26 protein-coding genes and 1 pseudogene are annotated in these 25,859 nt (G+C 70.1%); 20 read left to right on the plus strand and 7 right to left on the minus strand.

The window, feature by feature from the left end; translation table 11 throughout:
* Positions 1-138: 138 nt before the first annotated feature.
* The 10 genes and pseudogenes from KUTG_RS33655 (at position 139) to KUTG_RS59245 (ending at position 8,300) form a co-directional block, all read left to right on the plus strand.
* Positions 139-903, plus strand: coding sequence for a GNAT family N-acetyltransferase (locus tag KUTG_RS33655; RefSeq protein WP_043722587.1), 765 nt, complete (start codon positions 139-141; stop codon positions 901-903).
* A 73-nt stretch (positions 904-976) separates the two neighbouring features.
* Positions 977-1,831 carry a lysophospholipid acyltransferase family protein gene (locus tag KUTG_RS33660; protein WP_052395703.1) on the plus strand — a complete coding sequence of 285 codons (855 nt, stop codon included), beginning with the start codon at positions 977-979 and terminating at the stop codon, positions 1,829-1,831.
* Between the two features lie 17 nt (positions 1,832-1,848).
* Positions 1,849-3,210, plus strand: a complete 1,362-nt coding sequence (locus KUTG_RS33665) for an MFS transporter (RefSeq protein ID WP_043722590.1) — start codon at positions 1,849-1,851, stop codon at positions 3,208-3,210.
* A gap of 34 nt (positions 3,211-3,244) precedes the next feature.
* Positions 3,245-4,414, plus strand: a complete 1,170-nt coding sequence (locus KUTG_RS33670) for a cysteine desulfurase family protein (RefSeq protein ID WP_043722591.1) — start codon at positions 3,245-3,247, stop codon at positions 4,412-4,414.
* A gap of 2 nt (positions 4,415-4,416) precedes the next feature.
* On the plus strand, positions 4,417-5,487 hold the full coding sequence (gene mnmA / locus KUTG_RS33675; RefSeq protein WP_043722594.1) for a tRNA 2-thiouridine(34) synthase MnmA: 1,071 nt from the start codon (positions 4,417-4,419) through the stop codon (positions 5,485-5,487).
* Positions 5,487-5,807: an L-rhamnose mutarotase gene (locus KUTG_RS33680; RefSeq protein ID WP_043722595.1), complete on the plus strand. Its 321-nt coding sequence runs from the start codon at positions 5,487-5,489 to the stop codon at positions 5,805-5,807. Before mnmA ends, KUTG_RS33680 begins: the two co-directional genes overlap by 1 nt.
* Before the next feature lie 362 nt (positions 5,808-6,169).
* Positions 6,170-6,817, plus strand: coding sequence for a TetR/AcrR family transcriptional regulator (locus KUTG_RS33685; RefSeq protein WP_043722597.1), 648 nt, complete (start codon positions 6,170-6,172; stop codon positions 6,815-6,817).
* Positions 6,814-7,053 (plus strand): annotated as a pseudogene (locus KUTG_RS56870) (glycosyltransferase); the annotation flags it as partial. The gene KUTG_RS33685 and the pseudogene KUTG_RS56870, both read left to right, overlap by 4 nt.
* Positions 7,054-7,366: 313 nt before the next feature.
* Positions 7,367-8,056: a glycosyltransferase gene (locus KUTG_RS56875; RefSeq protein ID WP_052395705.1), complete on the plus strand. Its 690-nt coding sequence runs from the start codon at positions 7,367-7,369 to the stop codon at positions 8,054-8,056.
* Between the two features lie 94 nt (positions 8,057-8,150).
* A complete protein-coding gene (locus KUTG_RS59245) occupies positions 8,151-8,300 on the plus strand; it encodes a hypothetical protein (RefSeq protein ID WP_157494927.1) in 150 nt (49 codons plus the stop codon).
* Here KUTG_RS59245 and KUTG_RS33695 read toward each other — a convergent pair.
* A complete protein-coding gene (locus KUTG_RS33695; protein ID WP_157494928.1) occupies positions 8,290-9,297 on the minus strand; it encodes a hypothetical protein in 1,008 nt (335 codons plus the stop codon). The two genes, KUTG_RS59245 and KUTG_RS33695, sit on opposite strands and share 11 nt — an antisense overlap.
* Before the next feature lie 239 nt (positions 9,298-9,536).
* Between KUTG_RS33695 and ngcE the strand changes: the two genes are divergently transcribed.
* From ngcE to KUTG_RS33715, 4 genes are all read left to right on the plus strand, one after another.
* On the plus strand, positions 9,537-10,964 hold the full coding sequence (gene ngcE, locus KUTG_RS33700; RefSeq protein ID WP_043722602.1) for an N-acetylglucosamine/diacetylchitobiose ABC transporter substrate-binding protein: 1,428 nt from the start codon (positions 9,537-9,539) through the stop codon (positions 10,962-10,964).
* A 3-nt stretch (positions 10,965-10,967) separates the two neighbouring features.
* Positions 10,968-11,897, plus strand: a complete 930-nt coding sequence (locus KUTG_RS33705; protein ID WP_043722604.1) for a carbohydrate ABC transporter permease — start codon at positions 10,968-10,970, stop codon at positions 11,895-11,897.
* Between the two features lie 14 nt (positions 11,898-11,911).
* The gene (locus tag KUTG_RS33710) at positions 11,912-12,850 is read left to right on the plus strand and encodes a carbohydrate ABC transporter permease (protein ID WP_043722606.1); all 939 of its coding nucleotides are present in this window, start codon (positions 11,912-11,914) and stop codon (positions 12,848-12,850) included.
* 194 nt (positions 12,851-13,044) lie between these two features.
* Positions 13,045-13,338 carry a hypothetical protein gene (locus KUTG_RS33715; protein ID WP_198047391.1) on the plus strand — a complete coding sequence of 98 codons (294 nt, stop codon included), beginning with the start codon at positions 13,045-13,047 and terminating at the stop codon, positions 13,336-13,338.
* Here KUTG_RS33715 and KUTG_RS33720 read toward each other — a convergent pair.
* On the minus strand, positions 13,325-14,239 hold the full coding sequence (locus tag KUTG_RS33720) for a serine/threonine dehydratase (RefSeq protein ID WP_198047392.1): 915 nt from the start codon (positions 14,237-14,239) through the stop codon (positions 13,325-13,327). The genes KUTG_RS33715 and KUTG_RS33720 overlap by 14 nt on opposite strands.
* Before the next feature lie 70 nt (positions 14,240-14,309).
* Between KUTG_RS33720 and KUTG_RS33725 the strand changes: the two genes are divergently transcribed.
* Positions 14,310-15,203 carry a LysR family transcriptional regulator gene (locus tag KUTG_RS33725; protein WP_043722612.1) on the plus strand — a complete coding sequence of 298 codons (894 nt, stop codon included), beginning with the start codon at positions 14,310-14,312 and terminating at the stop codon, positions 15,201-15,203.
* On the opposite strand, the gene KUTG_RS33730 is transcribed toward KUTG_RS33725, so the two are convergent.
* Positions 15,181-16,410, minus strand: coding sequence for a GGDEF domain-containing protein (locus KUTG_RS33730; RefSeq protein ID WP_232241104.1), 1,230 nt, complete (start codon positions 16,408-16,410; stop codon positions 15,181-15,183). The two genes, KUTG_RS33725 and KUTG_RS33730, sit on opposite strands and share 23 nt — an antisense overlap.
* Positions 16,411-16,483: 73 nt before the next feature.
* Entirely contained in the window at positions 16,484-16,834 is a 351-nt protein-coding gene (locus tag KUTG_RS33735; protein ID WP_043731524.1) for a DUF1304 domain-containing protein, read from the minus strand.
* Between the two features lie 74 nt (positions 16,835-16,908).
* Between KUTG_RS33735 and KUTG_RS33740 the strand changes: the two genes are divergently transcribed.
* From KUTG_RS33740 to KUTG_RS33750, 3 genes are read left to right on the plus strand one after another with little or no spacing between them, the layout of a single operon-like run.
* Entirely contained in the window at positions 16,909-17,715 is an 807-nt protein-coding gene (locus tag KUTG_RS33740; protein WP_043722614.1) for a heavy metal-binding domain-containing protein, read from the plus strand.
* Position 17,716: 1 nt separating this feature from the next.
* Positions 17,717-18,523, plus strand: a complete 807-nt coding sequence (locus KUTG_RS33745; protein ID WP_043722616.1) for a heavy metal-binding domain-containing protein — start codon at positions 17,717-17,719, stop codon at positions 18,521-18,523.
* Positions 18,523-18,912: a hypothetical protein gene (locus tag KUTG_RS33750; protein ID WP_043722618.1), complete on the plus strand. Its 390-nt coding sequence runs from the start codon at positions 18,523-18,525 to the stop codon at positions 18,910-18,912. Before KUTG_RS33745 ends, KUTG_RS33750 begins: the two co-directional genes overlap by 1 nt.
* Before the next feature lie 88 nt (positions 18,913-19,000).
* Here the strand turns inward: KUTG_RS33750 and KUTG_RS33755 are convergent, their stop codons facing one another.
* Positions 19,001-20,338 carry a cellulose binding domain-containing protein gene (locus KUTG_RS33755; RefSeq protein WP_043722619.1) on the minus strand — a complete coding sequence of 446 codons (1,338 nt, stop codon included), beginning with the start codon at positions 20,336-20,338 and terminating at the stop codon, positions 19,001-19,003.
* A complete protein-coding gene (locus tag KUTG_RS33760; protein WP_043722621.1) occupies positions 20,338-21,081 on the minus strand; it encodes a 3D domain-containing protein in 744 nt (247 codons plus the stop codon). Before KUTG_RS33760 ends, KUTG_RS33755 begins: the two co-directional genes overlap by 1 nt.
* A gap of 243 nt (positions 21,082-21,324) precedes the next feature.
* On the opposite strand from KUTG_RS33760, the gene KUTG_RS33765 reads away from it, so the two are divergent.
* Positions 21,325-22,356, plus strand: coding sequence for a methionine synthase (locus KUTG_RS33765; protein WP_043731527.1), 1,032 nt, complete (start codon positions 21,325-21,327; stop codon positions 22,354-22,356).
* Positions 22,357-22,547: 191 nt separating this feature from the next.
* Positions 22,548-24,407 carry a glycoside hydrolase family 9 protein gene (locus KUTG_RS33770; protein WP_043722624.1) on the plus strand — a complete coding sequence of 620 codons (1,860 nt, stop codon included), beginning with the start codon at positions 22,548-22,550 and terminating at the stop codon, positions 24,405-24,407.
* 52 nt (positions 24,408-24,459) lie between these two features.
* On the opposite strand, the gene KUTG_RS33775 is transcribed toward KUTG_RS33770, so the two are convergent.
* Positions 24,460-25,797, minus strand: coding sequence for an alpha/beta fold hydrolase (locus KUTG_RS33775; RefSeq protein WP_043722625.1), 1,338 nt, complete (start codon positions 25,795-25,797; stop codon positions 24,460-24,462).
* Positions 25,798-25,859: the final 62 nt, after the last annotated feature.

Raw genomic sequence — 25,859 nt, forward strand, 5'->3', positions numbered from 1 at the left:
CCATTAACGTGGGAACCGCCCCCGATTCATATCGGCTTCACGCTGAATTCACATGGACCGGCAATTAGTGCAAGCGTCATTTTCACGTAAACGGACATCCCCTTCGCAGTAGGGGGCGACCCGGGTACACCAGAAGGCATGACGCGGTCGCAACTGCTGGTCAGCAGCCCGGAAACGGCTCCGGGCACGCCTCGTTACTCGCTCCTCGTCGCCCGTGACAACGAGGAGGTGCGCGCCGCGCAACGGCTGCGGCACCTGGTGTTCGCCGAGGAAATGGGCGCCACGCTGCATTCCATCGCCGACGGCGTCGACGCCGACGAGTTCGATGAGCGCTGCGACCACCTGGTCGTCCGGGACGACGAGAGCGGCGAGATCGTCGGCACCTACCGGATGCTGCCGCCTGAGCACGCCGACGGCGGCCTGTATTCCGAGACCGAGTTCGACCTGCGCAACCTGTCCGCGCTGCGGCCGGCGCTGGTCGAGACGGGTCGCTCCTGCGTGCACCCGGACCACCGCAACGGCTCGGTGGTCGGCCTGGTGTGGGCCGGCATCGCCCGCTACATGCTGCTGTCCGGCCACAAGTGGCTGGCCGGCTGCGCCTCCGTGCCGCTGGCCGACGGCGGCTCGTTCGCCGCCGGCGTGTGGAACACCGTGTCGGCCAAGCACCTCGCGCCCCCGGAGTACCGGGTCACGCCGCTCAACCCGTGGCACCCCGAGTCGGTGGAAGCCGCGCCGCGCACGGTGATGCCGCCGCTGCTCAAGGGCTACCTGCGGCTGGGCACCTGGGTCTGCGGGCGTCCCGCGCACGACCCGGACTTCGGCGTCGCCGACCTGTTCGTGCTGCTGTCCATGGACCGGGTCGACCAGCGCTACCTCAAGTTCTTCCTCGGGCAGACGGCATGAGCGAGCTTGCGAGCGAATCATTCAACGCAGAGCGTCCGCGAACGCGGACACCGAGCGCCAGCGAGGTGCCGCAGTGAGCGCACACGCCTGGATGCCGCAGTCGCCCTGCGGCCCGAGCTGCGTCACCGGCGGCACGTTCCGCCGGGTGTCGGCCGTGCGCGTGACGCTGCGGGTGCTGTCGGCGTTGACGGTGCTGCTGTGCGGCCTGCTGGTCGTCGCGGCGAAGCCGGTGCTGCGGGCCAACACCCGGCACGCCGTGCGCCGCTGGTTCGCCTCCCTGGTGCGGGGTTTCGGTGTGCGCATCGAGCTGCACGGCGAGCCCAAGTTCCAGGCCACGCCCGGCCGTGGCGTGCTGGTGGTCAGCAACCACGTGTCCTGGCTGGACTCGCTGGTGCTCAACGCCGTGCAGCCGATGGCCATGGTGGCCAAGCAGGACATCAAGGGCTGGCCGCTGCTCGGCGGCCTGATCTCCGCGGCCGGCTCGGTGTTCATCGACCGCGAGCGGCTGTCCCGACTGCCGAGCACGGTTTCCGACCTGAGCGAGGCGTTGCGGGCCGGTCTGGCCATCGGCACCAATCCCGAGGGCACCACGTGGTGCGGCATCTCGTCCGGGCGGTTCCGCCCGGCGCTGCTCCAGTCCGCCTTGGACGCCGGCGTTCCCGTGCGCCCGGTGGCCATCCGCTACCGCGTCGCCGACGGCACGACCGCCCGTCCTGCCGCATTTGTCGGAACCGAGGACCTGGTCACGGCCATGCGACGGGTGCTCAGGCTCCGCGGCCTGGTCGTCGAGGTGCACGTGCTGCCGGAAATCGCCCCCGGCCGCGCCGACACCCGACGTGAGCTGGCTCTCCTCGCCGAGGCCGAAGTGGCCGCCGCGCTCGGCACGACAGTTGCTTTGCACAAGGAACTGGACTTTCAGCGCGCTTGAGGTTGCAGAGTAGTGCGGTGACCGCTGTAGGGGAGACGACGCGTAAGCCGAGCGTGCTGTGGGCGCCGGACCGTCGAGCAGCCACCACCGGCTTGCTGCTGCTGGTGACGCTGGCCGCATTCGAGCAGATGGGCGTGAGCACGGCGCTGCCGACGCTGGTGCATGACCTGCACGGGGAGTCGCTGTACTCGTGGCCGTTCACCATGTTCCTGGCCACCTCGGTGGTGGGGAACGTGGTGGGTGGCCGGCTGTGCGACCGCCGTGGGCCGGCGCTGGTGCTGCTGATCGGCCCGCTGCTGTTCGCGCTGGGCCTGGTGGTGGCCGGCAGCGCGCAGGAGATGACCCAGCTGTTGATCGGCCGGGCGTTGCAGGGCGTCGGCGGCGGGGCGCAGGTCGTCGCGCTGTACGTGCTGATCGCGCTGGTGTTCCCGGAACGGGACCGGCCGGTGGCGTTCGCGGCGCTGTCCGCGGCGTGGGTGATTCCGTCGCTGATCGGGCCGACCATCGCCGGCCTGGTCACGCAGTACCTGAACTGGCGCTGGATCTTCCTCGGCCTGGCCCCGCTGGTGGTGATCGGCTGGGTGCTGGTGACGATCGTGCTGCGGCGGCTGCCGGCGTTCCAACCGGCGGCATCGGGTGTGCCCCGGCGTGGGCTGACCCTGGCCGCGATCGGCGCCGCGGTCGGGCTGGCGGTGCTGAGCTGGGCCGGCGACAACCCCAGCCTCGTCGGCCTCGCTGTGGTCGTGGTGGCTCTGGCCGTGATCGTGCCGGCGCTGCGCGTGCTGCTGCCCAAGGGCACCCTGACCGTCCGCGCCGGGCTGCCCAGCGTGATTCTGGCCCGGGCCCTGCTGTCCGGGGCGTTCTTCGGCAGCCAGATCTTCCTGCCGCTGGTGTTGCAGCGGGTGCACGGCTTCTCGCCGGCGCTGGCCGGCGTCCCGCTGACCATCGCGGCGCTGGGCTGGTCGGGCGCGTCGTGGTGGCAGGGCCGGCACCCGGACCTCCCCCGGCCGCTGCTGATGCGGCGGGGCTTCGTGCTCATCACGCTGGGCCTGGTCGTGGTGACGTTCGTCGCACCCGTCTGGGGGCCGCCGTGGCTGGCCGCGGTGGCCTGGGTGTTCGCCGGCATGGGCATGGGGCTGGCCGTGTCCAGCGTGTCCGTGCTGGTGCTCAAGCTGTCGTCGGACCAGGACCGGGGCTTCAACTCGGCCGCGCTGCAGCTGTCCGACCTGTTCGGGCAGTCCCTGTTCGTCGGGCTCGGCGGCGTGCTGGTGGCGCAGCTGGGGCCGACCCTGGGCTGGTCGCCGCTCAACGCCGTGCTGGCCGCGTGCACGCTGTTCGGGGCGCTGGTGTTGGCGCGGCGGGCCGCAAGCAATTCGTGAACCGTCACGCGGACGGGCTACTCTTGGTCCCGCGATGGCTTATCTCGACCATGCCGCCACCACTCCCATGCTCCCGCAGGCCGTGGCGGCGATGACCGAGGCGTTGTCCACTCTGGGCAACGCCTCGTCGCTGCACACCTCCGGCCGCCGGGCGCGCCGGGCCGTCGAGGAGGCCCGGGAGGACATCGCCGACGCGCTGGGCGCCCGCCCGTCCGAGGTGATCTTCACCGCCGGCGGGACCGAGAGCGACAACCTGGCCGTCAAGGGCATCTACTGGGCGCGGTCGCTGCCTCGCGTGCTGGCCTCGACCGTGGAGCACCACGCCGTGCTGGACGCCGTGCAGTGGCTCGGCCCGGACGCCGTGGGGTGGCTGGAGGTCGACTCCGTCGGCCGCGTGCGGCCTTCCGTGCTGGCCGAGGCGTTGGACGACAGTGTTGGTCTCGTGACGGTGATGTGGGCCAACAACGAGGTCGGCACCGTCAACCCGATCCGTGAGCTGGCCGAGATCGCCGCCTCGCGCGGGGTGCCGCTGCACACCGACGCCGTGCAGGCGGTCGGGTCGGTGCCGGTGAACTTCGCCGAGTCCGGCGCGTCCGCGCTGACGTTGACCGGGCACAAGCTCGGCGGTCCGTACGGGGTCGGCGCGCTGCTGCTCAAGCGGGACGTCAAGTGCACGCCCCTGCTGCACGGTGGCGGGCAGGAGCGGGACGTGCACTCCGGGACGTTGAACGGGCCGGCGATCATCGGCCTCGCGGCGGCCGTGCGGGCCTCCGTCGAGGACGACTCGGCGCGGGTGCGGGCGTTGCGTGACGAGCTGGTGGCGGCGGTCTTCAAGGCCGTGCCCGACGCGGTGCTCAACGGCGACCCGGTGGACCGGCTGCCCGGCAACGCGCACTTCACGTTCCCCGGCTGCGAGGGCGACAGCCTGCTGATGTTGTTGGACGCCAAGGGAATCGAGTGTTCCACCGGCTCCGCCTGCACGGCCGGCGTCGCCCAGCCCAGCCACGTGCTGCTGGCCATGGGCGTGGAACCGGCGGCCGCCCGTGGCTCGCTGCGCTTCTCGCTCGGGCACACGTCCACCGCCGAAGACGTTGCCGCCCTTGCGGATGCGATCGGGCCGGCGGTGGAGCGGGCCCGCAACGCGGGTATCGCCGGCATGCGGCGACGGTCGGGTTCTTCGGCTTCGGCTTCGGTGAGGATGTGACGATGCGGGTTTTGGCGGCGATGAGCGGCGGCGTGGACTCCGCCGTGGCCGCGGCGCGGGCCGTGGAGGCCGGGCACGAGGTCGTCGGCGTGCACCTGGCGTTGTCGGCCAAGCCCGGCACCCTGCGCACCGGGGCTCGCGGCTGTTGCACCGTCGAGGACGCCCATGACGCCCGCCGCGCCGCCGACGTGCTCGGGATTCCCTTCTACGTCTGGGACTTCGCGGAGCGGTTCACCGAGGACGTGATCGAGGACTTCGTCGCCGAGTACGCCGCCGGGCGGACGCCCAACCCGTGCCTGCGCTGCAACGAGAAGATCAAGTTCGAGGCCCTGCTGGACAAGGCCATCGCGCTCGGTTTCGACGCCGTCTGCACCGGGCACTACGCCCAGCTGTCCACTGTGGATGGACACCCTGAGCTGCGTCGCTCCGTCGACATCGGCAAGGACCAGTCGTACGTCCTGGCCTCGCTGACCGAGGACCAGTTGGCGCACGCCATGTTCCCGCTCGGCGACACCATCAAGGAGCAGGTCCGGCTGGAGGCCTCCGCCCGTGGCCTCGCCGTCGCCGCCAAGCCCGACAGCCACGACATCTGCTTCATCCCCGACGGCGACACCCGCTCCTTCCTCACCAAGCGCCTCGGCGAGCAGGCCGGCTCGCTGGTCGACGCCGAGACCGGCGCGGTGCTCGGCCGGCACACCGGCGTGCACGGCTTCACCGTCGGTCAGCGGCACGGTCTCGGCATCGAGGCCCCCGCCCCCGACGGCCGGCCCCGCTACGTGTTGTCCCTGGAGCCCGTCAGCGGCACCGTCCGCGTCGGCTCCGCCGAGCAGCTCTCCGTCGCCGGCATCGACGCTTCCCGCCCCGTGGTTCACCTTCCGTGGTCCGGTTTGGTCGAGTGCACTGCCCAGGTCCGGGCTCATGGCGGCCTTGCCCCGTGCGTTGCCGAGATCGTCGACGGCTCCGTCGCCGTGACCCTCCGCGAGCCCCTTCGCGGCGTCGCCCCAGGCCAGGCCGTCGTGCTGTACCGCGACGACGTCGTCTTGTGCAGCGCCACCATCACCGGGACCCGTTGATGCGCCGCGTCTGCTTCCTCCTGCGCGTCCGCCCCGACCGCCTCGACGAGTACCGCGAGCGCCACGCCTCCGTCTGGCCCGAGATGCGCCAGGCGTTGCAGGACACCGGCTGGGGCAACTACTCCCTCTTCCTCGCCCCTGACGGCCTCCTCGTCGGCTACCTCGAGACTGACGACTTCGACGCCGCCCGCGCCGGCATGGAGGCCCGCGAGGTCAACGCCCGCTGGCAGGCCGAGATGTCCGAGTTCTTCATCGCCCTCGACGGCTCCCGTCCCGACGAAGCCATGAAACCGCTCGAAGAGGTCTTCCACCTCGACTAACCGCGAGTCCCGCTCTCAGGCAACTGAGTGACGACTTCCGCGCCGCCGTTCGCCCCGAGCCTGCCCTTTCGCTCCGCCGGCCCGGCCGGTTCCCTCTGCCTGCGACTCCGGCCCGCCCGCTGCCATGCATGGCGTACAGGCTCCTGCCCACCCGCTTCCTCCACCAAGCCCGCCAATCGCCGGCGGCAAGCCTGGTGACCTCGACTGATACCGCCAGCTCGGCGGCCCCTTCGTCGTCCCGCTGACGGTGTGCCCGAAACCGTATTTCGGTGTGCCGGAGAGCGTGACTCGCGGGGGTTGGCGGGTGCGTCCTTTCGTGGCTAACCCTGGAGGATTTCGACCGGGCGGTCTAGGGTCTGACCGTGCGGTCTAAAGATGAATCGGGTGGTCGGACGTTCACCGAGCGGGCGAGGCGGGCGCAGTTGGTGGCCTGTGCGGTGGAGCTGATCGCCGAGGTGGGCTACCCGCAGGCGTCGCTGAGCAAGATCGCGGAGCGGGCGGGGGTGGCGAAGAGCGTGGTGCTCTACCACTTCGCGGGCAAGGAAGAGCTGGTCTACACGCTGGCGATGGACAACTTCCGTGCGGCGGCGACGTATCTGGTGCCGGCGGTGCGGGCGCAGGAGACGGCGCGGGACAAGCTGGCGACCTACACCCGGCAGAACGGGCGGTTCATCGACGACCACCGCAGCCAAGCGCTGGCCCTGTTCGACATCTTCACCAGCTACCGCTCGCCGCAGGGCAAACGCGTGGACGAGATGCTGCTGGAGCGGTTCATGGCCGAGCCGCCGGAGCAGGAGCTGACCGAGTTGGACCCGTCGGCGATCTTCGTGCTGGGCCAGCGGACCGGCGAGTTCCGGGACTTCCCGGTGCCGGCGATGACCACGGCCCTGCGGCAGTCGATCGAGGGCGCGGTGCTGCAGACCTCACGAGACAAGGACTTCGACGTGACCGGCTACATCGAGCAGGTCGTCACGATCTTCGATCTGGCCACGAAAAAGGGGGAACCATGAGCACGGTACTGATCGCGGCGCTGGGCACCAGAGGAGACGTGGTGCCGTTCACGGGAGTGGGAAACCGGCTGCAGCGGGCCGGACACCGGGTGGTGATCGCCGCCCAGGACGCGTTCCGGGACCTGGTCGAGGGCGCGGGCCTGGAGTTCCGGCACCTGCCGGGCGACCCGGAGACGGGGGCGCAGAGCAAGGCGTTCAAGCAGTACTTCGAAGAGGGCCACAACCACCGCACGGTCAAGGCGCTGCTGCCGGAGATGGTGGAGTCGCTGCGCCAGGTGGGCCGGCCGCTGATCGACGCGGCCCGGGACGCGGACGTCATCCTGTCGGGCATCGGCGCGGTGGGGCTGGCCTATCACGTGGGCCTGGGCCTGGGCATTCCCACGGCCGGCACGTTCCTGAGCCCGGGCGCCCCGACGGGCGACTTCCCGCCGCCGGCGCTGCCGATGCGGTCGCTGGGGCAACCGCCTGGTCTACCGGGCCGTCGATCTGGGCGAACGCATCTTTCTCAACGGTGTCAACGAGATCCGCCACGAGCTCGGGCTGCCGTCGGTGAAGGCCGGGGCCACTCGCCGCGAGCAGAACCAGCGGCAATGGCCGATCCTGCACGGCTTCAGCGAGCACGTGGTGCCGAGGCCCCGGGACTGGCGGCCCGGGCTGGACGTCACCGGTTACTGGTTTCCCCGTCTGCAAACGGAATGGGAGCTGCCGGAGCAACTGCGAGACTTCCTCGCGGACGGCCCGCCGCCGGTGTACTTCGGTTACGGCAGCGGGAGTTCCAACCAGGGCGGCCGGCTGGCGGAGCTCACCCAGGAGATCGCCCGCAAGGCCGGAGTCCGGGCCGTCGTGTCCGGGCTGGAGGTCGACGGCGACGACATGATCGGCGTCGGTCACGTCGATTTCGACTGGCTGTTCCCACAGATGGCGGCCCTGGTGCACCACGGCGGCGCGGGCACGACGGCGCTCGGGCTGTGGTCGGGCACCCCGGCGGTGACCGTGCCGCTGTTCGTGGACCAGCACTTCTGGGGCCCGCGGCTGGTGAAACTGGGCGCCTCGCCGGACTCGATCCGCTACCAGAAGCTGGACGTCGACCGGCTGGCCACGGCGATCCGACGGGCGATCGACGACCCGTCCTACCGGGCCCGAACCCGGCAGCTCAGCGAGCGGATCCAGGACGAGGACGGCTGCGGCCCCGTGGTGAAGCTGGTGGACCGGCTCGCCTCGGCCCGGGCCGTGCGATGAGCACGCTGGTGATCGTCGCGTTCGCCTCGCGCGGTGGAACCCACCGGCGACTTCCCGGCGGCCATGACCGACCGGTCCTCGCTGGGCCGCCGAGGTGCACCACGCCGGGGCCGGCACCGCGGTGATCCGGCGGGTGATCGACGAGCCGGACTACCGGTCCCGCACCGGGGAGACCGGCGCGAAGCTCCAGGCGGGGGACAGCGTCCGACCCGTGCCAGTCCTGGTCCACCGGCTCACGCCGTAGCCCACTTGTCCCACGTCTCCAGCCACACCTTGGTGTCCTCGGGCCGCCCGTCCAGGGTCACCCGCTCCCACGCCAGCTGGGCGTCCCGGCTGGATACCGGCTGGTTGAGCACGGCGTAGCGAATGGTCTCGTCGACGGCCAGGTCGGCCAGGCGCTTGTCGCCGAACCAGTCGGCCCGGTCGGACAGGCGGGTGAGCTGGTTGACCATGGAGGTCACGGTCCGGTTGGCGGCCTCGCGGGACAGGCGCCCGGTCCGCTCCAGCTCCCGAACGGCCCGCTGCCACATCGGCCCGTACAGCCGGCCGTCGCCGACGCGGCGGCGGGGCAGCCGGCCCTCCCGGGCGGCCTCGCGGTGCCGGGTCTGGAAGCCGAGCAGCTCGGCGATCAGCAGCCGGTAGACGTCGAGGCCGTCGGCGTGCGGCAGCTCGGGCACGGGGCGGCGGCGGTGGGCCTCGATCAGCCGGGCGATCCACTCGCTGCGCCGTTCGAGGTACGGCCGCAGGTCACCGACGGTGACCAGGCGCAGGGCCGTGGGGGCGACGCCGCGGGCGACCACGGTCACCACGACGTCGGCGACGGTGAACCGGGCGGTCCACAGCGGGCCCTCCCGGTAGATGGGGCCGGTGAGCTCGACCTCGTCGACGGTGGTGATGGTGTGGGAGAGCTCGGCCGGCACGTCGTCGGGGTCCTCGACGCCGGCGTGGTCGACGATCCGGTTGTGCTCGTCGTCCAGCATCCGCCGCAGCGCGCCCGTGTCCTCCTCGTCGACCGGCAGCGCGCTGTTGATCGACAGGTGGGGCCCGTCCTGGGACAGCGGGTCGCCGTAGGCGAGCGTGATCTCCTCGGCCGAGGAGTCGCTCAGCGAGGTCAGCACGCCGAGACCGAGCTCCGGCTCGGCCAGGCCGAACACGGGGAAGGACGGCCTGGGCGCGATCTCCTCGGCGTCCCGCAGTGCCGTGCGCCGCAGCCGTGCGATCCACTCCTCGTCCGACTCCATGCGTCCCATCCAACACGCCCGCACGGGCATCCCGCGACGAAAAAGTGGCAATCGTTCGCCGCATCCGCCGAACGGACGCCGAAACGGACGATCGGACACAGGAGAGTCACGATGTGTAAGTCACTGGAGCAAGGTGCTCCCGCCGGAGTGTGAGGAGCGTTACGGTCACTGGTCTGGACCGGTCGGGGCCGGTTCAACCAGGACCAACCGTCCACCTGACCAGCAGGGGGAAGATCTAGATGCCTAACTCATCGGGTTCCGAATTCACCCGACGCCAGCTCATCCAGCGGGCCGCGGCGCTCGCGGTGCTGGCCGGCCCCGCGGCCGGAGTGCTCAGCGCGTGCGCGGGTGGCGGGGGCAGCGCCGCCGGCCCGTCCGGCACCGTGAGCCCGACCAACCCGTTCGGTGTCGCCGAGGACGCTCCGCTCGACGTCGTCATCTTCGACGGCGGCTTCGGCCAGGACTACGCCAAGTACGACATCGGTCTGTACTCGAAGGCGTTCCCGAAGTCGCAGGCGGCGTTCAAGGCCACCCAGAAGATCTCCGACACGCTCCAGCCGCGGTTCGCCAACGGCACCCCGCCGGACGTGATCGACGACTCCGGCGACAACCAGATCAAGGCCGGCACGCTGGTCAACAGCAACGCGCTGACCGACCTGCAGCCGCTGCTGGACGCGGCCAGCTACGACGACCCCAAGGTCAAGGTCAAGGACACCCTGCTGCCGGGCGTGCTCGACGTCGGCACCTACAACGGCAAGGTGTACCTGCTCAACTACGGCTACACCGTGTACGGCCTCTGGTACAACGCCAAGGTCTTCAAGGAGAAGAACTGGACCCCGCCCAAGACGTGGGCCGAGTTCAAGACGCTCGCTCCGCAGATCAAGGCGGCCGGCATCGCGCCGTGGGCCCACGCCGGCAAGTACCCGTACTACATGGGTGTGCCGATCATGGACTGGGTCGGCAAGGTCGGCGGCGACCAGGTCCTGATCGACATCGACAACCTCAAGCCCAACGCCTGGCGGGTGGACGCGGTCAAGGCCTCGCTCAACGCCGTGCTGGAGATGGTGCACAACGGCTGGATGCTGCCGGGCACCGAGGGCATGACGCACATCGAGTCGCAGCAGGCGTTCCTCGACGGCAAGGCCGCGTTCCTGCCCTGCGGCAGCTGGCTCGAGAACGAGATGCGCAAGACGACCCCGGCCGGCACCGAGATGACGCTGCTGCCGATGCCCGACCTGACCGACAAGGACGCCAAGCCCTACGGCACGCTGCGTGCCGAGGCCGGCGAGCCGTTCATCGTGCCGGCCAAGGCCAAGAACCAGGCCGGCGGCCTGGAGTTCCTGCGCATCATGCTGAGCAAGGACGCGGCCCGCAACTTCGCGCAGGCCACCAGCTCGCTGTCCATCGTCAAGGGCTCGGCCGACAGCGTGACCAACTCGACCGCGCTGACCTCGGTCAACAAGGCGGCGACGGCGGCCGGTGACAACCTGCTGCACTACCGCTCGGTCACCGACTGGTACCCGACGATGATCAACGAGTGGGAGGCGGCCACCGGCGAGCTGATGGCCGGCCGCTTCACCGCCGACCAGTGGATCGACAAGGTCCAGGCCGCCGCGGACAAGGTCGCCGCCGACAGCTCGATCCAGAAGTTCCACCGGGACAAGTAGCTGATGAAATTTCGCCGTCTGCCCTTCATCGCGGGCTTCCTGTTCGTGCCCGTTGTGCTGTACGTGATCTACGTCGTCTCGCCGTTCGTGCAGACGGTGTTCTACTCGTTCACGGACTGGGGCGGTTTCTCCAACACGCAGAACTTCATCGGCGTCGGCAACTACGTGCGGCTGCTCCAGGACGACATCTTCCTGAAAGCGGTGCTGCACAACGCGTTCCTGCTGGTGCTGATGCCCGTGGTGACGATCCTGCTCGCGCTGTTCCTCGCGTTCATGCTCAATGTCGGTGGGCGCGGGGACAGCGCGGGCATCCGCGGTGTGCGTGGCTCCAGCGTGTACAAGGTCGTGCTGTTCTTCCCGCAGGTGCTGTCGGTCGCGATCATCGTGGTGCTGTTCCAGTCGGTGTTCCGCACCGACGGGCGCGGCCTGCTCAACGGGTTGCTGATCGCGCTCGGCCTGGTCGACCCGAACAAGCCGGTGCAGTGGTTCAACTCGCCGGACCTGGTGCTGTGGTGCCTGCTCGGCGTCATGGTGTGGAGCGGGGTCGGCTTCTACATGGTGCTGTTCTCGGCGGCCATGCAGTCGATCCCCAAGGAGATCTACGAGGCGGCGCTGCTCGACGGCGCCAGCCGCGGGCCGACCTTCTTCCGCATCACGCTGCCGCTGCTGTGGGAGAACATCTCGGTGGCCTGGGTGTACCTCGGTTTCATCGCGCTGGACGGCTTCGCCCTGGTCACCGGCCTCACCCCGGACTCCGGCGGTGGCGGTCCCGACCACGCCAGCGAGCTGATCTCCAACGTGCTGTACCGAACCGCGTTCACCCAGGGCAAGTTCGGCCTTGCCTGCGCGATGGGCGTTGCCCTGGCGGTGTTCTCGCTGCTGCTGGCCATCGTGCAGCTGCGGATCACCCGACGCGACCGCATCGAGTTCTGAGGGAGGCTGTCGACATGACCCAGCTCGTCACGGCCGCGCCGACGGCGCCCGAGGGGCAGCCGGAGCAGGCCAAACCGCCACGCGGCCAGTTCGGCGTGGTGAACTTCTTCTCGCAGGGCTTCCTGCTGCTGTGGGCGGCGATGGTGGTGCTGCCCCTGCTGTGGGCGGTGATGTCCTCGCTCAAGACGGACAAGGAGATCCTGTCCAGCCCGTGGTCGCTGCCGGCCTCGCCGCAGTTCGACAACTTCGGGCGGGCCTGGAACAGCGGGCACATCGGCACGTTCTTCGTGAACACGGTGATCGTGCTGGCCGGCGGCGTCACGATCACCATGGTGGTCGGGTCGATGGCGGCCTACGTGCTGGCCCGGTACTCGTTCCCGGGCAACAGGGTCATCTACTACGCGTTCGTCGCCGGGCTGACGCTGCCGATCTTCCTGGCCCTGGTGCCGCTGTTCAAGATCGTCGGCAATCTCGGCACGATCCCGGTGATCGGCCCGTACATCGGGCTGAACTCCTACGCCGGGCTGATCCTGGTGTACGTGGCGTTCTCGCTGCCGTTCACGGTGTTCTTCCTGCACTCGTTCTTCCGCACGCTCCCCACGGAGATCGCGGAGGCCGGGCTGCTGGACGGGGCATCGCACACGACGCTGTTCTCCAAGGTGATGCTGCCGATGGCCCGCCCGGGCCTGATCAGCATCGGCATCTTCAACGTCATCGGCCAGTGGAACCAGTACCTGCTGCCGTTGGTGCTGCTCCAGCAGCAGTCCAGCTTCGACTCCGACCACTCGGTGCTCGCGGAGGGCCTGCTCAACCTGGCGGTCACGCAGGGCTACAAGTCCGACTGGTCGGGCCTGTTCGCCGGCATGACCATCGCCATGCTGCCGATGCTGGTGATCTACGTGCTGTTCCAGCGTCAGGTCCAGGCCGGTCTCACGGCTGGAACGCTCAAGTAGCGCTGCCGCCGCGTTGATGCAACCTCAGGGGCTGCCCGCACCGTCCTGGTGACATGCGGGCAGCCTTTGTGGTTCTAGCGATGTCAGCGATCCTCGTCGCCGGCTGCGGCTCGCGCGTGCCGCCGGAGTCGCCACCCCAGCCGCCGCCGACGAGCGGCACACCGAAACCGTGTCCGTCGCCGCACGAGCTTTCCATGGCGGACAACGGACAGACGGTGTGCGTGGCGGCCGGCGACAAGTTCACCGTCAAGCTGCCGGACGACGGCAAGGGGCACTGGACGGCCATCACCAGTGACTCCGACGCGGTGGACGTGCTGCTGCTCACCGGCTCACCGCCGATCAGCGGCACCCAGGCCGACTTCATGGCGCGGCACAAGGGAACCGCGAAGCTCACGTCGAGCCGGCCCGTGTGTCCGTCGCCGGCACCACCGGGCGGCATGAGCTGTCAGGCCATGCAGGCCTTCACCGTCACGGTCACCGTTCCGTAATCCACGCGCTGTTGGCGCCGCACAGCACGATGCACGGCAGCTCCGCCGGCACCCGTCCGGCGAGCCAGGCCGCGAGCGGCGCCGCGGCCGCGGGCTCGACCGCCAGCCGGTACTCCTCCCACAGAAGCTCTTGCGCGACAAGCAGTTCCGCGTCGGAGACGAGCACGGACAGGGTGCGGGGCGAGTTGAGGACCGCGAACGGAAGGTCGCCGACCCGGGTCGCCCCGAGGGCGGAGGCGGCGATGGAGTCGACGTCGGTGTCGACGGGGTGACCGGCCTTCAGCGCCGCGTTCAAGGCGTTGCAGCCCTCGGTTTCCACGGCCACGGTCGTGCGGTCGCCGATGCCCAGCGCGGTGCCGGCCGCCAAGCCGCCACCGCCGACGGCGACCACGACGGCGTCCACCTCGGGCGCGTCGGCGACGATCTCGGCGCCCACAGTGCCCTGGCCGGCGATGACGTCGGGGTGGTCGTAGGCCGGTAGGTACACGTCCTGTGACGTCACCGCGGCCAGGGCGGCCGCGGCGGCCTCGGCGTAGTTCGCGCCGTGACGGATCAGCTGGGCCCCGGTCGCCTCGATGCGCCGGGTCTTGGACTCCGGGGCCGTCCGCGGCACGTACACGGTCGCGGGGACGCCGAGCAGCGTGGCGGCGGTGGCCACGGCCAGCCCGTGGTTGCCGCCGGACGCCGTCACCACCCGGGCCGGATGATCGACGCAGGACAGCGCGTTGATCGCGCCGCGCAGCTTGAAAGAGCCGCCGAGCTGGAGATGTTCGAGCTTGAACAGCACCGGCCGGCCGCGCAGCACCGTGCGCAGCAGGGGCGTGCGCCGGGCGTGCGAACGGATCGTGACGGCCGCGGCGGCTACGTCGGCGGCGGTCGGCAGGCCCACGAACGTCGTCATAAGGCCAACCATGGCGGGCGCGAGTCATAATCACCAGCGAGGATTTCAGAGGCGACTTTAGGAGCGCTTAATGCTTGACCCGGCCCGGCTGCGGGTGCTCGTGGAGATCGGGCACGCCGGCTCCATCACCGCGGCGGCGGCCCGGCTGGCCTTCACGCCGTCGGCGCTGTCGCAGCAGCTGGCCAAGCTGGAACGCGAACTGGGCTGCCGGCTGGTCGAGCGCGGCCCGACCGGCGTCACCCTGACCGCGCAGGGCGAAGTCCTGCTGCGCCACGGCGAACGCGTGCTGGGCGAGCTCCGTGATGCCGAACGGGCCGTGCAGGCCTCGATCGAGGCCGAACCGGAGTCCCTGGCCATCGGGACCTTCTCCTCGGCCGGCAAGGCCCTCGTGCCGGAAGCCCTTGCCGCGCTTCGGGAACGGCACCCGCGGGCCCGACTGTCCCTCGTGGACATCGAGCCGCCCGGAGGCTACGGCCTGGTCACCTCACGAGACCTGGACGTGCTCATCACGCACCGGTATCCGGGCATCAACCTGCCGCCCGACAACGGTTTGCACCGCAGCCGGCTGCTGGCCGACCCGCTGCGGCTGGTGCTGCCGGCCGGGCACGCCATGGCCGGCGGCAAGATCGGCCTGCGGGACCTCAAACACGAGGACTGGATCTCCGGCGCGCACGGCGTGCCGAACCGGGTCTGCCTGGAACTTCTGTTCTCCCAGGCCGACATCCGCCCGCACGTGGCCTACGAGACGGGGGACTACGAGGTGACGCTGGCCCTGGTGGCCGCCGGCCTCGGCATCTCGCTCGTGCCGCAGACCCTGTTGCGGGACGTGGACAGCGAGCGGTTGGCCGTGCGGGCCCTGCCCGGAGCCCGTCCGCAGCGGGAGATCTTCGTGGTGCACCGCAAACGTCCACAAAGGCTGGTGGCGGAGCTGGTCGGACTGCTCACGCCGGGTCGAGCAGGCTGACCACGCGGTTGCGGCCACCGCGTTTCGCCTCGTACAGGGCGGAATCCGCGGCCAGCAGCACCTGCTCCAGCACCGCGCCGGCCATCGGGTGCACCGACACGCCGATGGACGCCGACAGCGCCGACACGGCTGCGCTGCCATCGGTCACGGTCAGGTCCGCGATGGCGGTCCGGATCCGTTCCGCGACGCGGATCGCGTCGGTCAGCGCGGCCCCGGGTAACAGCACCACGAACTCCTCGCCGCCGAAACGGCCCACCGCGTCCACGTCGCGGACCTGGTCGCACAGGGTGTCCGCCACCTCGCGCAGCACCACGTCGCCGACCAGGTGCCCGTGCGTGTCGTTGACCAGCTTGAAATGGTCCAGGTCGATCATCAGCACGCCGAACTCGCTGCCCCGGTCCAGCTCACGGGCGGCCGCGTCGTGCCAGGCCACCGAGTTCAGCACGCCCGTCTTGTGGTCGGTGGTCGCCGCCTCCTGGAACTGTCGCATCAGGACACCCCGGTGCAGCACCACGATCGGCAGCACCACCAGCGGCACCAGGTAGACGTGGGCCATCAGGACGATCGCGGTCAGGCCGCCCAGGCACAGCGTGGCCAGCTCCAGCGCGTTGACGTCCCAGCCGCCGAACAGCTCCCGGATGGTGAGGTCCGGGTAGCGCAGCTTCAGCGCGATGGTCACGAGCGCGCTGTTGGTGACGAAAAAAGCGGCCATGGCCGCCGCGATGGCGACCAGGCCGCGAAGGTCCGGGTCGAGATGGGGAAGGGCACCGGTGACCGCCGACATCACGGGGTGCACCGGAAGGACCGACAGCACCACGGTGGTGGCGGTGTAGATGACCCGGTGCGCGGGCCGGCTGGCCAGCTGCCGCCAGATCCGCTCCCACAGATGGGCGAAGATCACCACGGTCAGCGTGACGGCCAGCCCCAGCGGCAGGTCCACCGCCCCGGCGAAGATCCACACCGAGGTCATGTTCACGTGCACGGTGCTGGCCAGGAAGCGCCGCATCCGCTCCGTCCGCCGGGACAGCTCGGCCTGCGCGACACCGACCACGAGCAGCACCCCGAAACGCAGCCAGTCGCCGCCGGTCGGGGGCCGCCCGGGTAAGAGGAACGGCAGCACCACCGCCACCAGCTCCACCACCACGGTGAACGCGATCAGCGCGGACGGCAGCCGCCGGATGGCCCACTCCGCCGGCCGCACCAGCACCGCCAGCCACCCCCTCGTCGTCCCCCCGGCAGTATCGACCGGGACCGGGCGGCTGTGCCAGCGCCGAACGTGCTCAACCGGCCAGGAGAACGAACAGCAGGGCCAGCGCCCCCGGCAGCACCTGGACCAACAGGATGCGCTTGGTGGCGGTCGCGGCGCCGTACAGGCCGGCGACGATCACGCAGCACAGGAAGAAGATCTCGGCCGGCCGGCTGCCGATGAGGCCCCAGATCAGGCCGGCGGCCAGGAAGCCGTTGTACAGGCCCTGGTTGGCCGCGAGCGCCTTGGTCTGCTCGGCGAGCTCGGCGGACACGCCGAAGGCGGCCCTCGTGCGCGGCGCCGTCCACAGGAACATCTCCAGGACGAGGATGTAGAGGTGAATCAGGGCAACCAGGGCGACCAGGACATCGGAGACGATCAGCATCGGCACAGTCTGCTGGATCACGTTGCCCAAACGCCCGTCAGTGACACGATGGTGGTCAGACGAGGAGGTCATCGATGCACGGGTTGCCCCCGGCCGCCGTCGAGCGACTGAACAGGGCCAAACGCTCCGGCGTGCGCACCTCGCTGTTGTCCGCGCCCTCGGCCGCCGGCATCAAGGCGGTCGGGCTGGAGCCGGTGGGCGAGGTGATGGGCTGCGTCGTGCTCAACACCGTCTCCCGCTACCAGACGTACGCGCCGGGATACGGCTACAACGCCAGCTCGTTCGCCAGGCCGTACCTCCAGGCACTGGACACCGGCTACAACACGGCGCTGGAGCGGCTGCGTGCGGAGGCCCGGGCGCTCGGCGCGGACGGCGTCGTCGACATCCGGCTGAGCCTGAGCTCGCTGGGCCAGGCCGAGGAGTTCCTGGCCATGGGCACCGCCGTCCGAGCCCAGTCCACGACCCGGCCGAAGGCGCTGTTCACCACCGACCTGTCCGGCAGCGACGTGGCCAAGCTGATGCTGGCCGGCTGGGCGCCGGTGCAGGTCGAGTGGGCCGGCGCGGCCAACGCCGTCTACACCGGCGTCGCCACCCAGGCCCAGACCGCGCTGTACGCCGGCAACATCGAGGTCGGCTCGTACACCCGGCTGATCAATCATGTGCGGGCCGATGCCCGGACCCGGTTCCACGACATGGTGCGCAAGGCCGGCGCCGAGGGCGGCATCGTGAACCGGATGTCACTGTCCACCTGGGAGCCCGGCGAGCAGATCGTGGCCGCGCTCGCCTCCGTCTACGGCACCGCCATCGCCAAGTTCCACCGGGGTGCCGCCGCCCCGGCCCGCACGCTGACCGTCATGCCGCTGCGTCGGCAGGGGGAGTGAGATGACCACCGTCGACGGGATTCCCGAGGACGCCATGCGTCGACTGGCCGAGATGAAACCCGGCCAGAAGACCTCGCTGTTCACCTCGGACCTGAGCGTCAACGAGTTCCTGCTGGTGCGCGAGGCCGGCTTCCGGCCGTTGGGCATGGTGTTGGGCTCCAGCATCTACCACGTCGGCTTCCAGTTCGGCCGATGGAGCAAGAACCAGGAGCTCGAGGTCCTGTCCAACGCCATGTACCACGCCCGCGAGCTGGCCATGACCCGCATGGAGGCCGAGGCCGACGTGCTCGGCGCCGACGGCATCGTCGGGGTCCGGCTGGAGATCGAGTTCAAGGAGTTCGGCAGCGACCTGGCCGAGTTCATCGCCGTCGACACCGCCGTCAAGGCCGACGAGCCCGGGCAGTGGCGCAACAACACCGGCAAGCCCTTCACGTCCGATCTGTCCGGGCAGGACTTCTGGACCCTGGTGCAGGCCGGCTACGCGCCGCTGGGCATGGTCATGGGCACCTGCGTCTACCACGTGGCCCACCAGCGGTTCTGGCAGGCGATGGGCAACGTGGGGCAGAACGTGGAGATCCCGCAGTTCACCGAGGCGCTCTACGACGCGCGGGAGCTGGCCATGAGCCGCATGCAGGCCGAGGCCGAGGCGTTGCAGGCCGAGGGCATCGTCGGCGTGCAGCTGCTGTCGCTGCCGCACCGGTGGGGCGGGCACACCACCGAGTTCTTCGCCATCGGCACCGCCGTCAAGCCGCTGCGGGCCGACCACACCATCGCCAAGCCGCAGCTCGTGCTGCCGTTGGTGGACTGATGGCCGACAACATGTGGGACACCCACCTCGTCGTCGCGGCGTTGAAGGCCGACCGCGCCGATGTCGAGTCGTACACCCGCGTCCTGACCGAGACCCTCGGCGACGCCCTGCCCGCCGGCATGGTCGAGGTGGAGCGCAAGCGCGGCCTCTTCGGCCGGGGCCAGGCCGTGTCGGTCGTCGTGCGCACCCCCGACAAGCACCTCGAACTCCGCGCCGGCAAGCACGGCGGCGTCGAGGCCGAGATCCGCCAGGTGGTCCGGGGCGTGGTCATCAGCCGCCGCCCGGTCGGCGTCGACGAGTGGCTCTCGGTGTTCGCCGAGGTCCTCAACGGCCTCGCCGCCCAGGACGCCTCCGCCCGCGAAGCCCTGTCCCGCCTCTTCGGCTCCTGACCAAGATCAAGGGACCGATCCTGACGTTGAACGTCAGGAAGGGCCCCTTACTGACGTTCAACGTCAGTAAGGGGCCCTTCCTGACATGTCAGCCGTTGTAGCCCTTGTAGAGGTTGACGAAGTCGTACAGGCCCTGCGAGATGCCGCTGCACGACGGGGAGACGCCGCCGCTGGGGCAGTTGCCGTTGTCGCGGCCGACCGACCAGAAGGCCAACCGTCCGATGTGGTTGGACTGAGCGAAGCTCAGCACCGCCTGGGCCGCCGCCTTGGTCGTCACCATGCCGCTGTCGTTCACGCCGATCATCGGGGTCAGGCCGATCATCGCCCTGAGCTGAGCGTCCGATGTGGACGGCCAGATCGAGCGCATCTGGCCCAGGGTGGCGTTGGCCACCGAGACCATGGCCTGGCCCCAGTCGCCGGTGTAGCCGAAGTCCATGACCATCGGGTTGACCAGGACGTTCAGGCCCCGGCTGGCGGCGTCCTGGAGGATCGACACCGAGAACGGGTCGATGCCGTAGTCCTGGCCCTGCACCCGCAGCGTGTAGCTGACGGTGGTGCCGCGAGCGCGCTGCACCGCCAGCAGGGCCTGGTTGACCGTGGCGGTCGGGATGGACGCCTCGATGTCCACGTCCAGGCTGTTGCTGCCGACCGCGTCGAGGGCCTTCTCGTACGCCGCCGTCAGCGCGGCCACCGAGCCACAGGTGTTCTCCAGGTACGGTCCAGCCGCGCCGCCGGTGGAGACCGTCACCGCGCCGCCGAGGGCCTTCAGGTCGTTGACCTCGCCGATGATCCTGGCGTCGTTGAGCGGAATCGTGCCGCCCCACGACACGTTGCAGCCGGTCGAGTCGGCCAGCGCGAAGGCCAGGTTGAAGTTCTTCTGGCCCGTCGCCCGGGCCACGTCGGCCAGCGTCGGCGTGGCCGCCGTGATGTCGATGTACGGCGAGAACTTCGCCCCGGTCGGCGGCGGGGTGCCCGTTGTGGTCGTGGTGGTCGTCGTCGTTGTGGTGGTTGTGGTCGTGCTGCTCGGCGGGGTGCTCCCGCCGCCGCAGGGCTGGCCGTTCAGCTTGCAGTTGGTCGGCTGGCCCGATCCGCTGACCAGGAAGCCGAAGCTCGCACTCGCGCCCGCGGCCAGCGAACCGTTGTACTCACGGTTGGTGAACACCTGGTGCTGTGCGCTGGGCGTGTTCACGGCGTCCCAGTAGGAGCCCATGGTCGACCCAGCCGGCAGGTCGAACTCGACCTTCCAGCCCGTGATCGCCGTGCTGCCGGCGGTGATCGTCACCTTCTCCTGGTAGCCGCTGCCCCAGTTCGAGTCGGTGGAGATCACCGCGCCGGCCGGCGTCGCCGCCTCGGTCAGCCCGGCCGCCACGAACAGCCCGACCACCGGCAAAGCGGCGGCCAGTGCGACAAGCATCCGGGCCCGCATCAGCTCACCACCAGGTTCAGCCGCTGGATGCCCCAGTTGTCGGCCTGGTTGCCCGGCAGCCACACGTCCACGATGTCGTCCTTGATCCAGCTGCCGATGTCAGCCGCATAGCAGCTGCCGTAGCCGGGGACGGTGAACCTGGTGCCCCACGGGATGTTGCGGGCGTCGACGGCGCAGAAGCCCGAGCCGGCCAGGTAGCCCAGCGCGGTCTGACCGGTGTCGTTGTAGGAGGTGACCCGGTAGTTGAGGACCGTGCCCTTCGGCAGCGACCACGGCGCGAGCTTGCCGTCCGTGCCGACGCGGTAGGAGGTGGAGATCTGGCCGATCGACGGCTCCGAGCCCGAGGCGTCGCTCATGGCGTAGAGCTGGTAGTTCGCGTTCTGGCAGGGATTGCTGTCGGTCACCGTGAGCGTGGGCTGGCCCCAGTCGCTGATCCACTGGAGGGCCTGGCCGTTGCGGAAGGCCCGGTAGGCGACCGCGCCGGCCACCCGCTTGAACGTGAAGGTGACGGTGCTGCCGGAGGCCCCGCCGCTGACGCCGGACGGGGCGGGGAGCCGGTCGCTGACGTTCACCGGCGGGACGAGGGTGCCGGGGCCGTGTCCGCCGGTCACCGGGCGGTCCGGGATGGGACCCGTGTAGAAGTGCTGACAGGCTGGGTAGGCGGGAGCCGCCGTTGCCGGGGCGGCCGCGACCGTCCCCGAGATGATCATCAGGGCGGCGGCGAGCAGGACGGAGGAGCGCATGGTCAGGGCCTCTCTGCGGCAGGGGAGCGGAGAGTGGTGCACGCGCAGCGGGGTGGTGTGGGGGCGAGGGCGCGTCACGCCCCCACACCACGGCTGTCGCCCACTGGGGGCGACCCTCCGCTTTACGCGGCGGGTGGCCCCGTGGGTTCACGTCGCATTCCGAAGGTAAGTGGCCTAGACCACAACGTCAATGGGTCTAGACCTTTTTCGAGGAGTTCACCAGATGGCGAAGGATTGCTGACCGTGCAGAACTCACCCTGGGCGACCGCCGTCGCGACCGGCATCGGCTCGCTGCCCGGAACCGATCCCGGCGAAGCCGACCGTGTCATCGTCGGCGAGCTGCCCGACCTGCCCCACCTGGCCGAACTCCCGTCACGGGGCGTCGGCGCGGACATGATCGGCCGCACCGCCGGCCTGCTCGTCGACCTCGCCGTCGAGGTGGTGCCGTCCGGTTACCGGGTCGCCTCCCGCCCCGGCCACGACCACCGCCGGGCCGTCGACTTCATGCGCTTCGACCTCGACGCCTTCCAGGACGCCGTCGAGAACGCCAAGCCACCGGTCGTCAAGGTCCAGCTCACCGGCCCGTGGACCCTCGCGTCGCTGATCGAGCTGCCCCGCGGCCACCGGGTCCTCACCGACCCCGGCGCCCTGCGCGAGTTCGCGGCGTCGCTGTCCGAGGGCCTCGCCCTGCACGTCGCCGAGGTCGCCAAGCGAACGGGCGCATCCGTTGTGGTGCAACTGGACGAGCCCATGCTGCCGTCCGTGCTGAGGGGCATGCTGCCCACTCCGTCCAAGCTCGGCTACGTCGCCCCGGTGCCCGAGCCCGACGCCCGGGAGCTGCTGGGCTCGGTCGTCGAGGCCGCCCGTCGGGCCAGCGGGCAGCCGGTCGTCGTGCACTGCTGCGCCGACAAGCCGCCGCTGTCCCTGCTGCGATCGGCCGGCGCCGACGGCCTGGCCTTCGACCTCACCCTGCTGCGCAACGCCTCCGCCGAGGTCCTCGACCAGATCGGCGAGACCTGGGACGACGGCGCCGTGTTGTTCCTCGGCCTCGTTCCCACCGTCGACCCGACCCAGCCTCCCACGCTCAAGGCCCTCGCCCAGCCGGCCTTCGACCTCGTCGACAAGCTCGGCTTCGCCCGCTCCCTCCTGGCCGAGCGCGCCGTGGCCACCCCGACCTGCGGCCTCGCCGGGGCCACCCACACCTGGGCCCGCCGCGCCATGGGCCTGTCGCGGGAGCTGGCCAAGGCCTTCGTCGAGCCGCCCGAGAGCTGGTGAACCGGGCACAACTTTCAACCAGGCATCAGGTGACTTGGAGAGGTGAGTTGCCGGCTCGATTCAGCTGCGGTTTGTCCGGATGATCCCCTTGACCGGGGATGTGACTGTGACGTAGCTTTCATCTCAACAAATTAGGAAACTTTCTTAACTGTTTGGGCTCCACCGCCGCCGGCCCTGCACCGGAGGACCCCATGCGAGTTGGAACAGCGGCGATCGCGACCCTGGCCGCGATCGCCTCGGTCGGCTTTGCCGTGCCCGCCGCGGCGGCCACGACCGCCGAGATCAGGGTGGACCAGGTCGGCTATGCGACCGGGGAGACCAAGGCCGCCTACCTGATGGGCACGACCTCGAGCGCGGGCGCCGCCTTCTCGGTGGTGGATGCCGCCGGCAAGTCGGTGCTGACCGGGAAGGTGGGCGCCAGCACGGGCAAGTGGAGCACCGCCTACAGCGCGGTGTACCCGATCGACCTCACGGCGCTGAAGACGAACGGCGCCTACCAGGTCAAGGTCGGCGCCACCACGTCGCCCACGTTCAAGGTGGACAGTGCCAACGCGCTGTTCTCGCCGATCGCCGACGACGTGGTGAAGTTCTTCCAGGTGCAGCGGGACGGCTCGGACGTGATTCCGGGCGTGCTCAACCGCAAGCCGAGCCACGTGACCGACAAGACGGCCTCGGTCTACGCCGTGCCCACCTTCACCGGTGACGACACGATCAACAGCAAGATGGCCAAGACCGGCGCCACGATCGACGCCTCGGGCGGCTGGTTCGACGCCGGCGACTACCTCAAGTTCACGGTGACCACCTCCTATGCGGTGACGAACCTGTTGCTGTCGGAGCGGTCCCGCCCGAGCACCTCGCTCAACGCCGAGGCGCAGTACGGCCTCGACTTCCTGAGCAAGATGTGGGACGCGAAGACCGGCGTGCTGTACGCGCAGGTCGGTGTGGGCGGCGGCAGCAGCAAGGAGAACTTCGTCGGCGACCACGACGTGTGGCGCCTGCCGGAGGCCGACGACAAGCTGAACGTCAAGGTCGGCGACGAGGACTACTACATCAAGTACCGCCCGGTGTTCGCGGCCAACAAGGCCGGCGCGAAGATCAGCCCGAACCTGGCCGGCCGGGTGGCGGCGGCGTTCGCGGTGGCGGCCCAGAACCTGGCGGCCACCGACAAGACCAAGGCCACCCAGTACCTGACGACCGCGGCCACGATCTACGGCCTGGCCGACACCGCGGGCGGCAGCATCGTCTCGGCCTACCCGCACGGCTACTACCCCGAGTCGTCCTATCTGGACGACCTGGAGCTCGGCGCGTCCGAGCTGGGCCTGGCGGCCAGCGCCCTCGGCGACAGCCGCGCGGCGGCCTTCACGACCGACGCCGGCAAGTGGGCCAAGGCCTACCTGGCCAGCAGCGACCAGGGCACGCTGAACGTCTACGACACCAGCGCACTGGCCCACGCCGACCTGGCCAAGCTGTTGCGCCTGAAGGACGCGCCCAAGGTGGACGTCACCGAGGCCCAGCTGACCGGCGACCTGGCCCGCCAGCTGTCCGACGGCGTCACCGAGGCGGCCAAGAGCCCGTTCCGCACCGGTGCCTCCGTGACCGACTTCGACGTGGCCAGCCACAGCTTCGGCTTCGTGGCCACGGCCCTGCTCTACGACCAGCTGACCGGCAAGCACGACTACGACACCTTCGCCACCCAGCAGCGCGACTTCACGCTGGGCTCGAACGCATGGGGCACCTCTCTGGTGGTCGGTGTGGGGACCACGTTCCCGCACTGCATGCAGCACCAGGTGGCCAACCTCGCCGGCAGCCTCACCGGCGGCGACAAGGTCGCGGTGGGCGCGGTGGTGAACGGGCCGAACAAGGCGAGCCTGTTCAAGAGCATCGACACCCTGCCCGACGGCGGCAAGAAGTGCGGTGTCGCCTCGTTCAAGACCTACGACTCGACCACGTCGCGCTACATGGACGACGCACGCACGTGGCAGAGCTCCGAGCCGGCGCTCGACTTCACCTCGACCGCCGCGCTCGCGTTCAGCCTGACTGCGGCAGGCTGAGGCAGGGAAAGAAGGGCCGCCCGATCCCCGATCGGGCGGCCCTTCGTCGCTGTCAGCACACGGCCTTCGGCGGCACTCCCGTGAGGAAGTACCTGTCCACCAACGGGATCACGCAGGTGTTGCCGGTGGTGTAGAGCTCGTGGCCGGCACCGTCGTGATATATCGACCCGCTGCCCGGCACCCGGGACACCACCCGGTCGGTCGCCGGGAAGTCGCCCCAGGAGCCGACGGCCAGCAGCGGCGGCAGGCCCACGGGCAGCGGTCGCGGCGGGTTGTCGACGGGGCCGGGCCAGTCGAGGCACGCCAGCGTGAACGGGACCATCGTGCCGGCCGCGCCGAGCACGGGGTCGATCCGGCCGAGTCGGGCCACGGTCGCCCGGAGAGCGGCGAAGCTGCGCGGCGTCGGCCACTCGTGGCACTCGGACACCGGATACACCATGCTGGGATGCGGAAACGCCGACTTGTCGCCGGCCGCGGCCTTGGCCAGGTCGGCCGCCAGCTGAGGGAAGTCCTTGCGGTCGCCGCGCACCAACCGGAAGGTCATGGCCAGCTTGGACGACCAGTCGTCCAGCGCGGTCGCCACCACCTTCGGCACGTCCTGGCCGTGCAGGGCGCACGTGGCGTCGGCCGCGCACCACGCCGAGAACCGTTGCAGCCGAACGACGTTGTCCCGGGCGATGGCGTCCTGGCTGCGGTCGAAGTCGCCGCTGTGATCGCCGCTGCCGTCGATCACCATGGTGCGGACCCGGTTCGGGTAGAGGTCGGCGTAGGTCTGGCCGTACACGCCGCCGTAGGAACCCATGTAGAGATTCAGCTGGGCGACACCGAGGGCCCGCCGGATGGCCTCCATGTCGTGGGCGTTGGTCAGCGTGTCCATGTTGTCGAACAGCGCGGGATCCTGCTGCCGGCACACGTCCGCGCTGGTGCGGACGTCCGCCGCGAGCTGGTCGAACTCCGCCTGCGACGTCGGCAACTGCGGCATGCCGTGCAGTGGCACCGAATTCAGGCACGACCAGTCCATGACCGGCGTGCTCCTGCTGCCCATGAGGCCGTAGCCGCGGGGATCCCAGGTGACGATGTCCATGTGCTGCCGCAGTTGGTCGAACGGCTGCGAACTCGGCGACAGAATACCGCCGCCCATGACCTCGATGCCGGCCGCACCGGGGCCGCCGTAGTTGACCAGGACCGTGCCCTGGGACGGACCGGTCGCCTTCAGCCGTCCCACCGCGAGCGTGACCTTGCGGCCGTCGGGACGCTGCCAGTCCAGCGGGACCGTGAGCGTGGTGCACTCCATGCCACCGTCACACGGTGTCCAGGCCAGCGCGGGCGGTGTCAGTGTCGGTGTCAGTGGCACTGTGGCCATGGTGAGCGCCAGGATGAGCGTCTTCATGCCGGCAACGATGGCGGCCTTGGCCCCGGGTTCGCGTCTGTCTGGCGGCCCGTTCGCATCTC

It is taken from the genome of Kutzneria sp. 744, from assembly GCF_000568255.1.
In the GTDB taxonomy this organism is placed as follows: domain Bacteria; phylum Actinomycetota; class Actinomycetes; order Mycobacteriales; family Pseudonocardiaceae; genus Kutzneria.

What these genes read in the sequence shown, in the direction of transcription:
- KUTG_RS33655 (WP_043722587.1), top strand. Translation starts at nt 139, where the DNA reads ATGACGCGGTCGCAACTGCTGGTCAGCAGCCCGGAAACGGCTCCGGGC.
- KUTG_RS33670 (WP_043722591.1), top strand. Translation starts at nt 3,245, where the DNA reads ATGGCTTATCTCGACCATGCCGCCACCACTCCCATGCTCCCGCAGGCC.
- mnmA (WP_043722594.1), top strand. Translation starts at nt 4,417, where the DNA reads ATGCGGGTTTTGGCGGCGATGAGCGGCGGCGTGGACTCCGCCGTGGCC.
- KUTG_RS33680 (WP_043722595.1), top strand. Translation starts at nt 5,487, where the DNA reads ATGCGCCGCGTCTGCTTCCTCCTGCGCGTCCGCCCCGACCGCCTCGAC.
- KUTG_RS33695 (WP_157494928.1), bottom strand. Translation starts at nt 9,297, where the DNA reads ATGGAGTCGGACGAGGAGTGGATCGCACGGCTGCGGCGCACGGCACTG.
- ngcE (WP_043722602.1), top strand. Translation starts at nt 9,537, where the DNA reads ATGCCTAACTCATCGGGTTCCGAATTCACCCGACGCCAGCTCATCCAG.
- KUTG_RS33705 (WP_043722604.1), top strand. Translation starts at nt 10,968, where the DNA reads ATGAAATTTCGCCGTCTGCCCTTCATCGCGGGCTTCCTGTTCGTGCCC.
- KUTG_RS33710 (WP_043722606.1), top strand. Translation starts at nt 11,912, where the DNA reads ATGACCCAGCTCGTCACGGCCGCGCCGACGGCGCCCGAGGGGCAGCCG.
- KUTG_RS33715 (WP_198047391.1), top strand. Translation starts at nt 13,045, where the DNA reads ATGGCGGACAACGGACAGACGGTGTGCGTGGCGGCCGGCGACAAGTTC.
- KUTG_RS33720 (WP_198047392.1), bottom strand. Translation starts at nt 14,239, where the DNA reads ATGACGACGTTCGTGGGCCTGCCGACCGCCGCCGACGTAGCCGCCGCG.
- KUTG_RS33725 (WP_043722612.1), top strand. Translation starts at nt 14,310, where the DNA reads ATGCTTGACCCGGCCCGGCTGCGGGTGCTCGTGGAGATCGGGCACGCC.
- KUTG_RS33735 (WP_043731524.1), bottom strand. Translation starts at nt 16,834, where the DNA reads ATGCTGATCGTCTCCGATGTCCTGGTCGCCCTGGTTGCCCTGATTCAC.
- KUTG_RS33740 (WP_043722614.1), top strand. Translation starts at nt 16,909, where the DNA reads ATGCACGGGTTGCCCCCGGCCGCCGTCGAGCGACTGAACAGGGCCAAA.
- KUTG_RS33745 (WP_043722616.1), top strand. Translation starts at nt 17,717, where the DNA reads ATGACCACCGTCGACGGGATTCCCGAGGACGCCATGCGTCGACTGGCC.
- KUTG_RS33750 (WP_043722618.1), top strand. Translation starts at nt 18,523, where the DNA reads ATGGCCGACAACATGTGGGACACCCACCTCGTCGTCGCGGCGTTGAAG.
- KUTG_RS33755 (WP_043722619.1), bottom strand. Translation starts at nt 20,338, where the DNA reads ATGCGGGCCCGGATGCTTGTCGCACTGGCCGCCGCTTTGCCGGTGGTC.
- KUTG_RS33760 (WP_043722621.1), bottom strand. Translation starts at nt 21,081, where the DNA reads ATGCGCTCCTCCGTCCTGCTCGCCGCCGCCCTGATGATCATCTCGGGG.
- KUTG_RS33770 (WP_043722624.1), top strand. Translation starts at nt 22,548, where the DNA reads ATGCGAGTTGGAACAGCGGCGATCGCGACCCTGGCCGCGATCGCCTCG.
- KUTG_RS33775 (WP_043722625.1), bottom strand. Translation starts at nt 25,797, where the DNA reads ATGAAGACGCTCATCCTGGCGCTCACCATGGCCACAGTGCCACTGACA.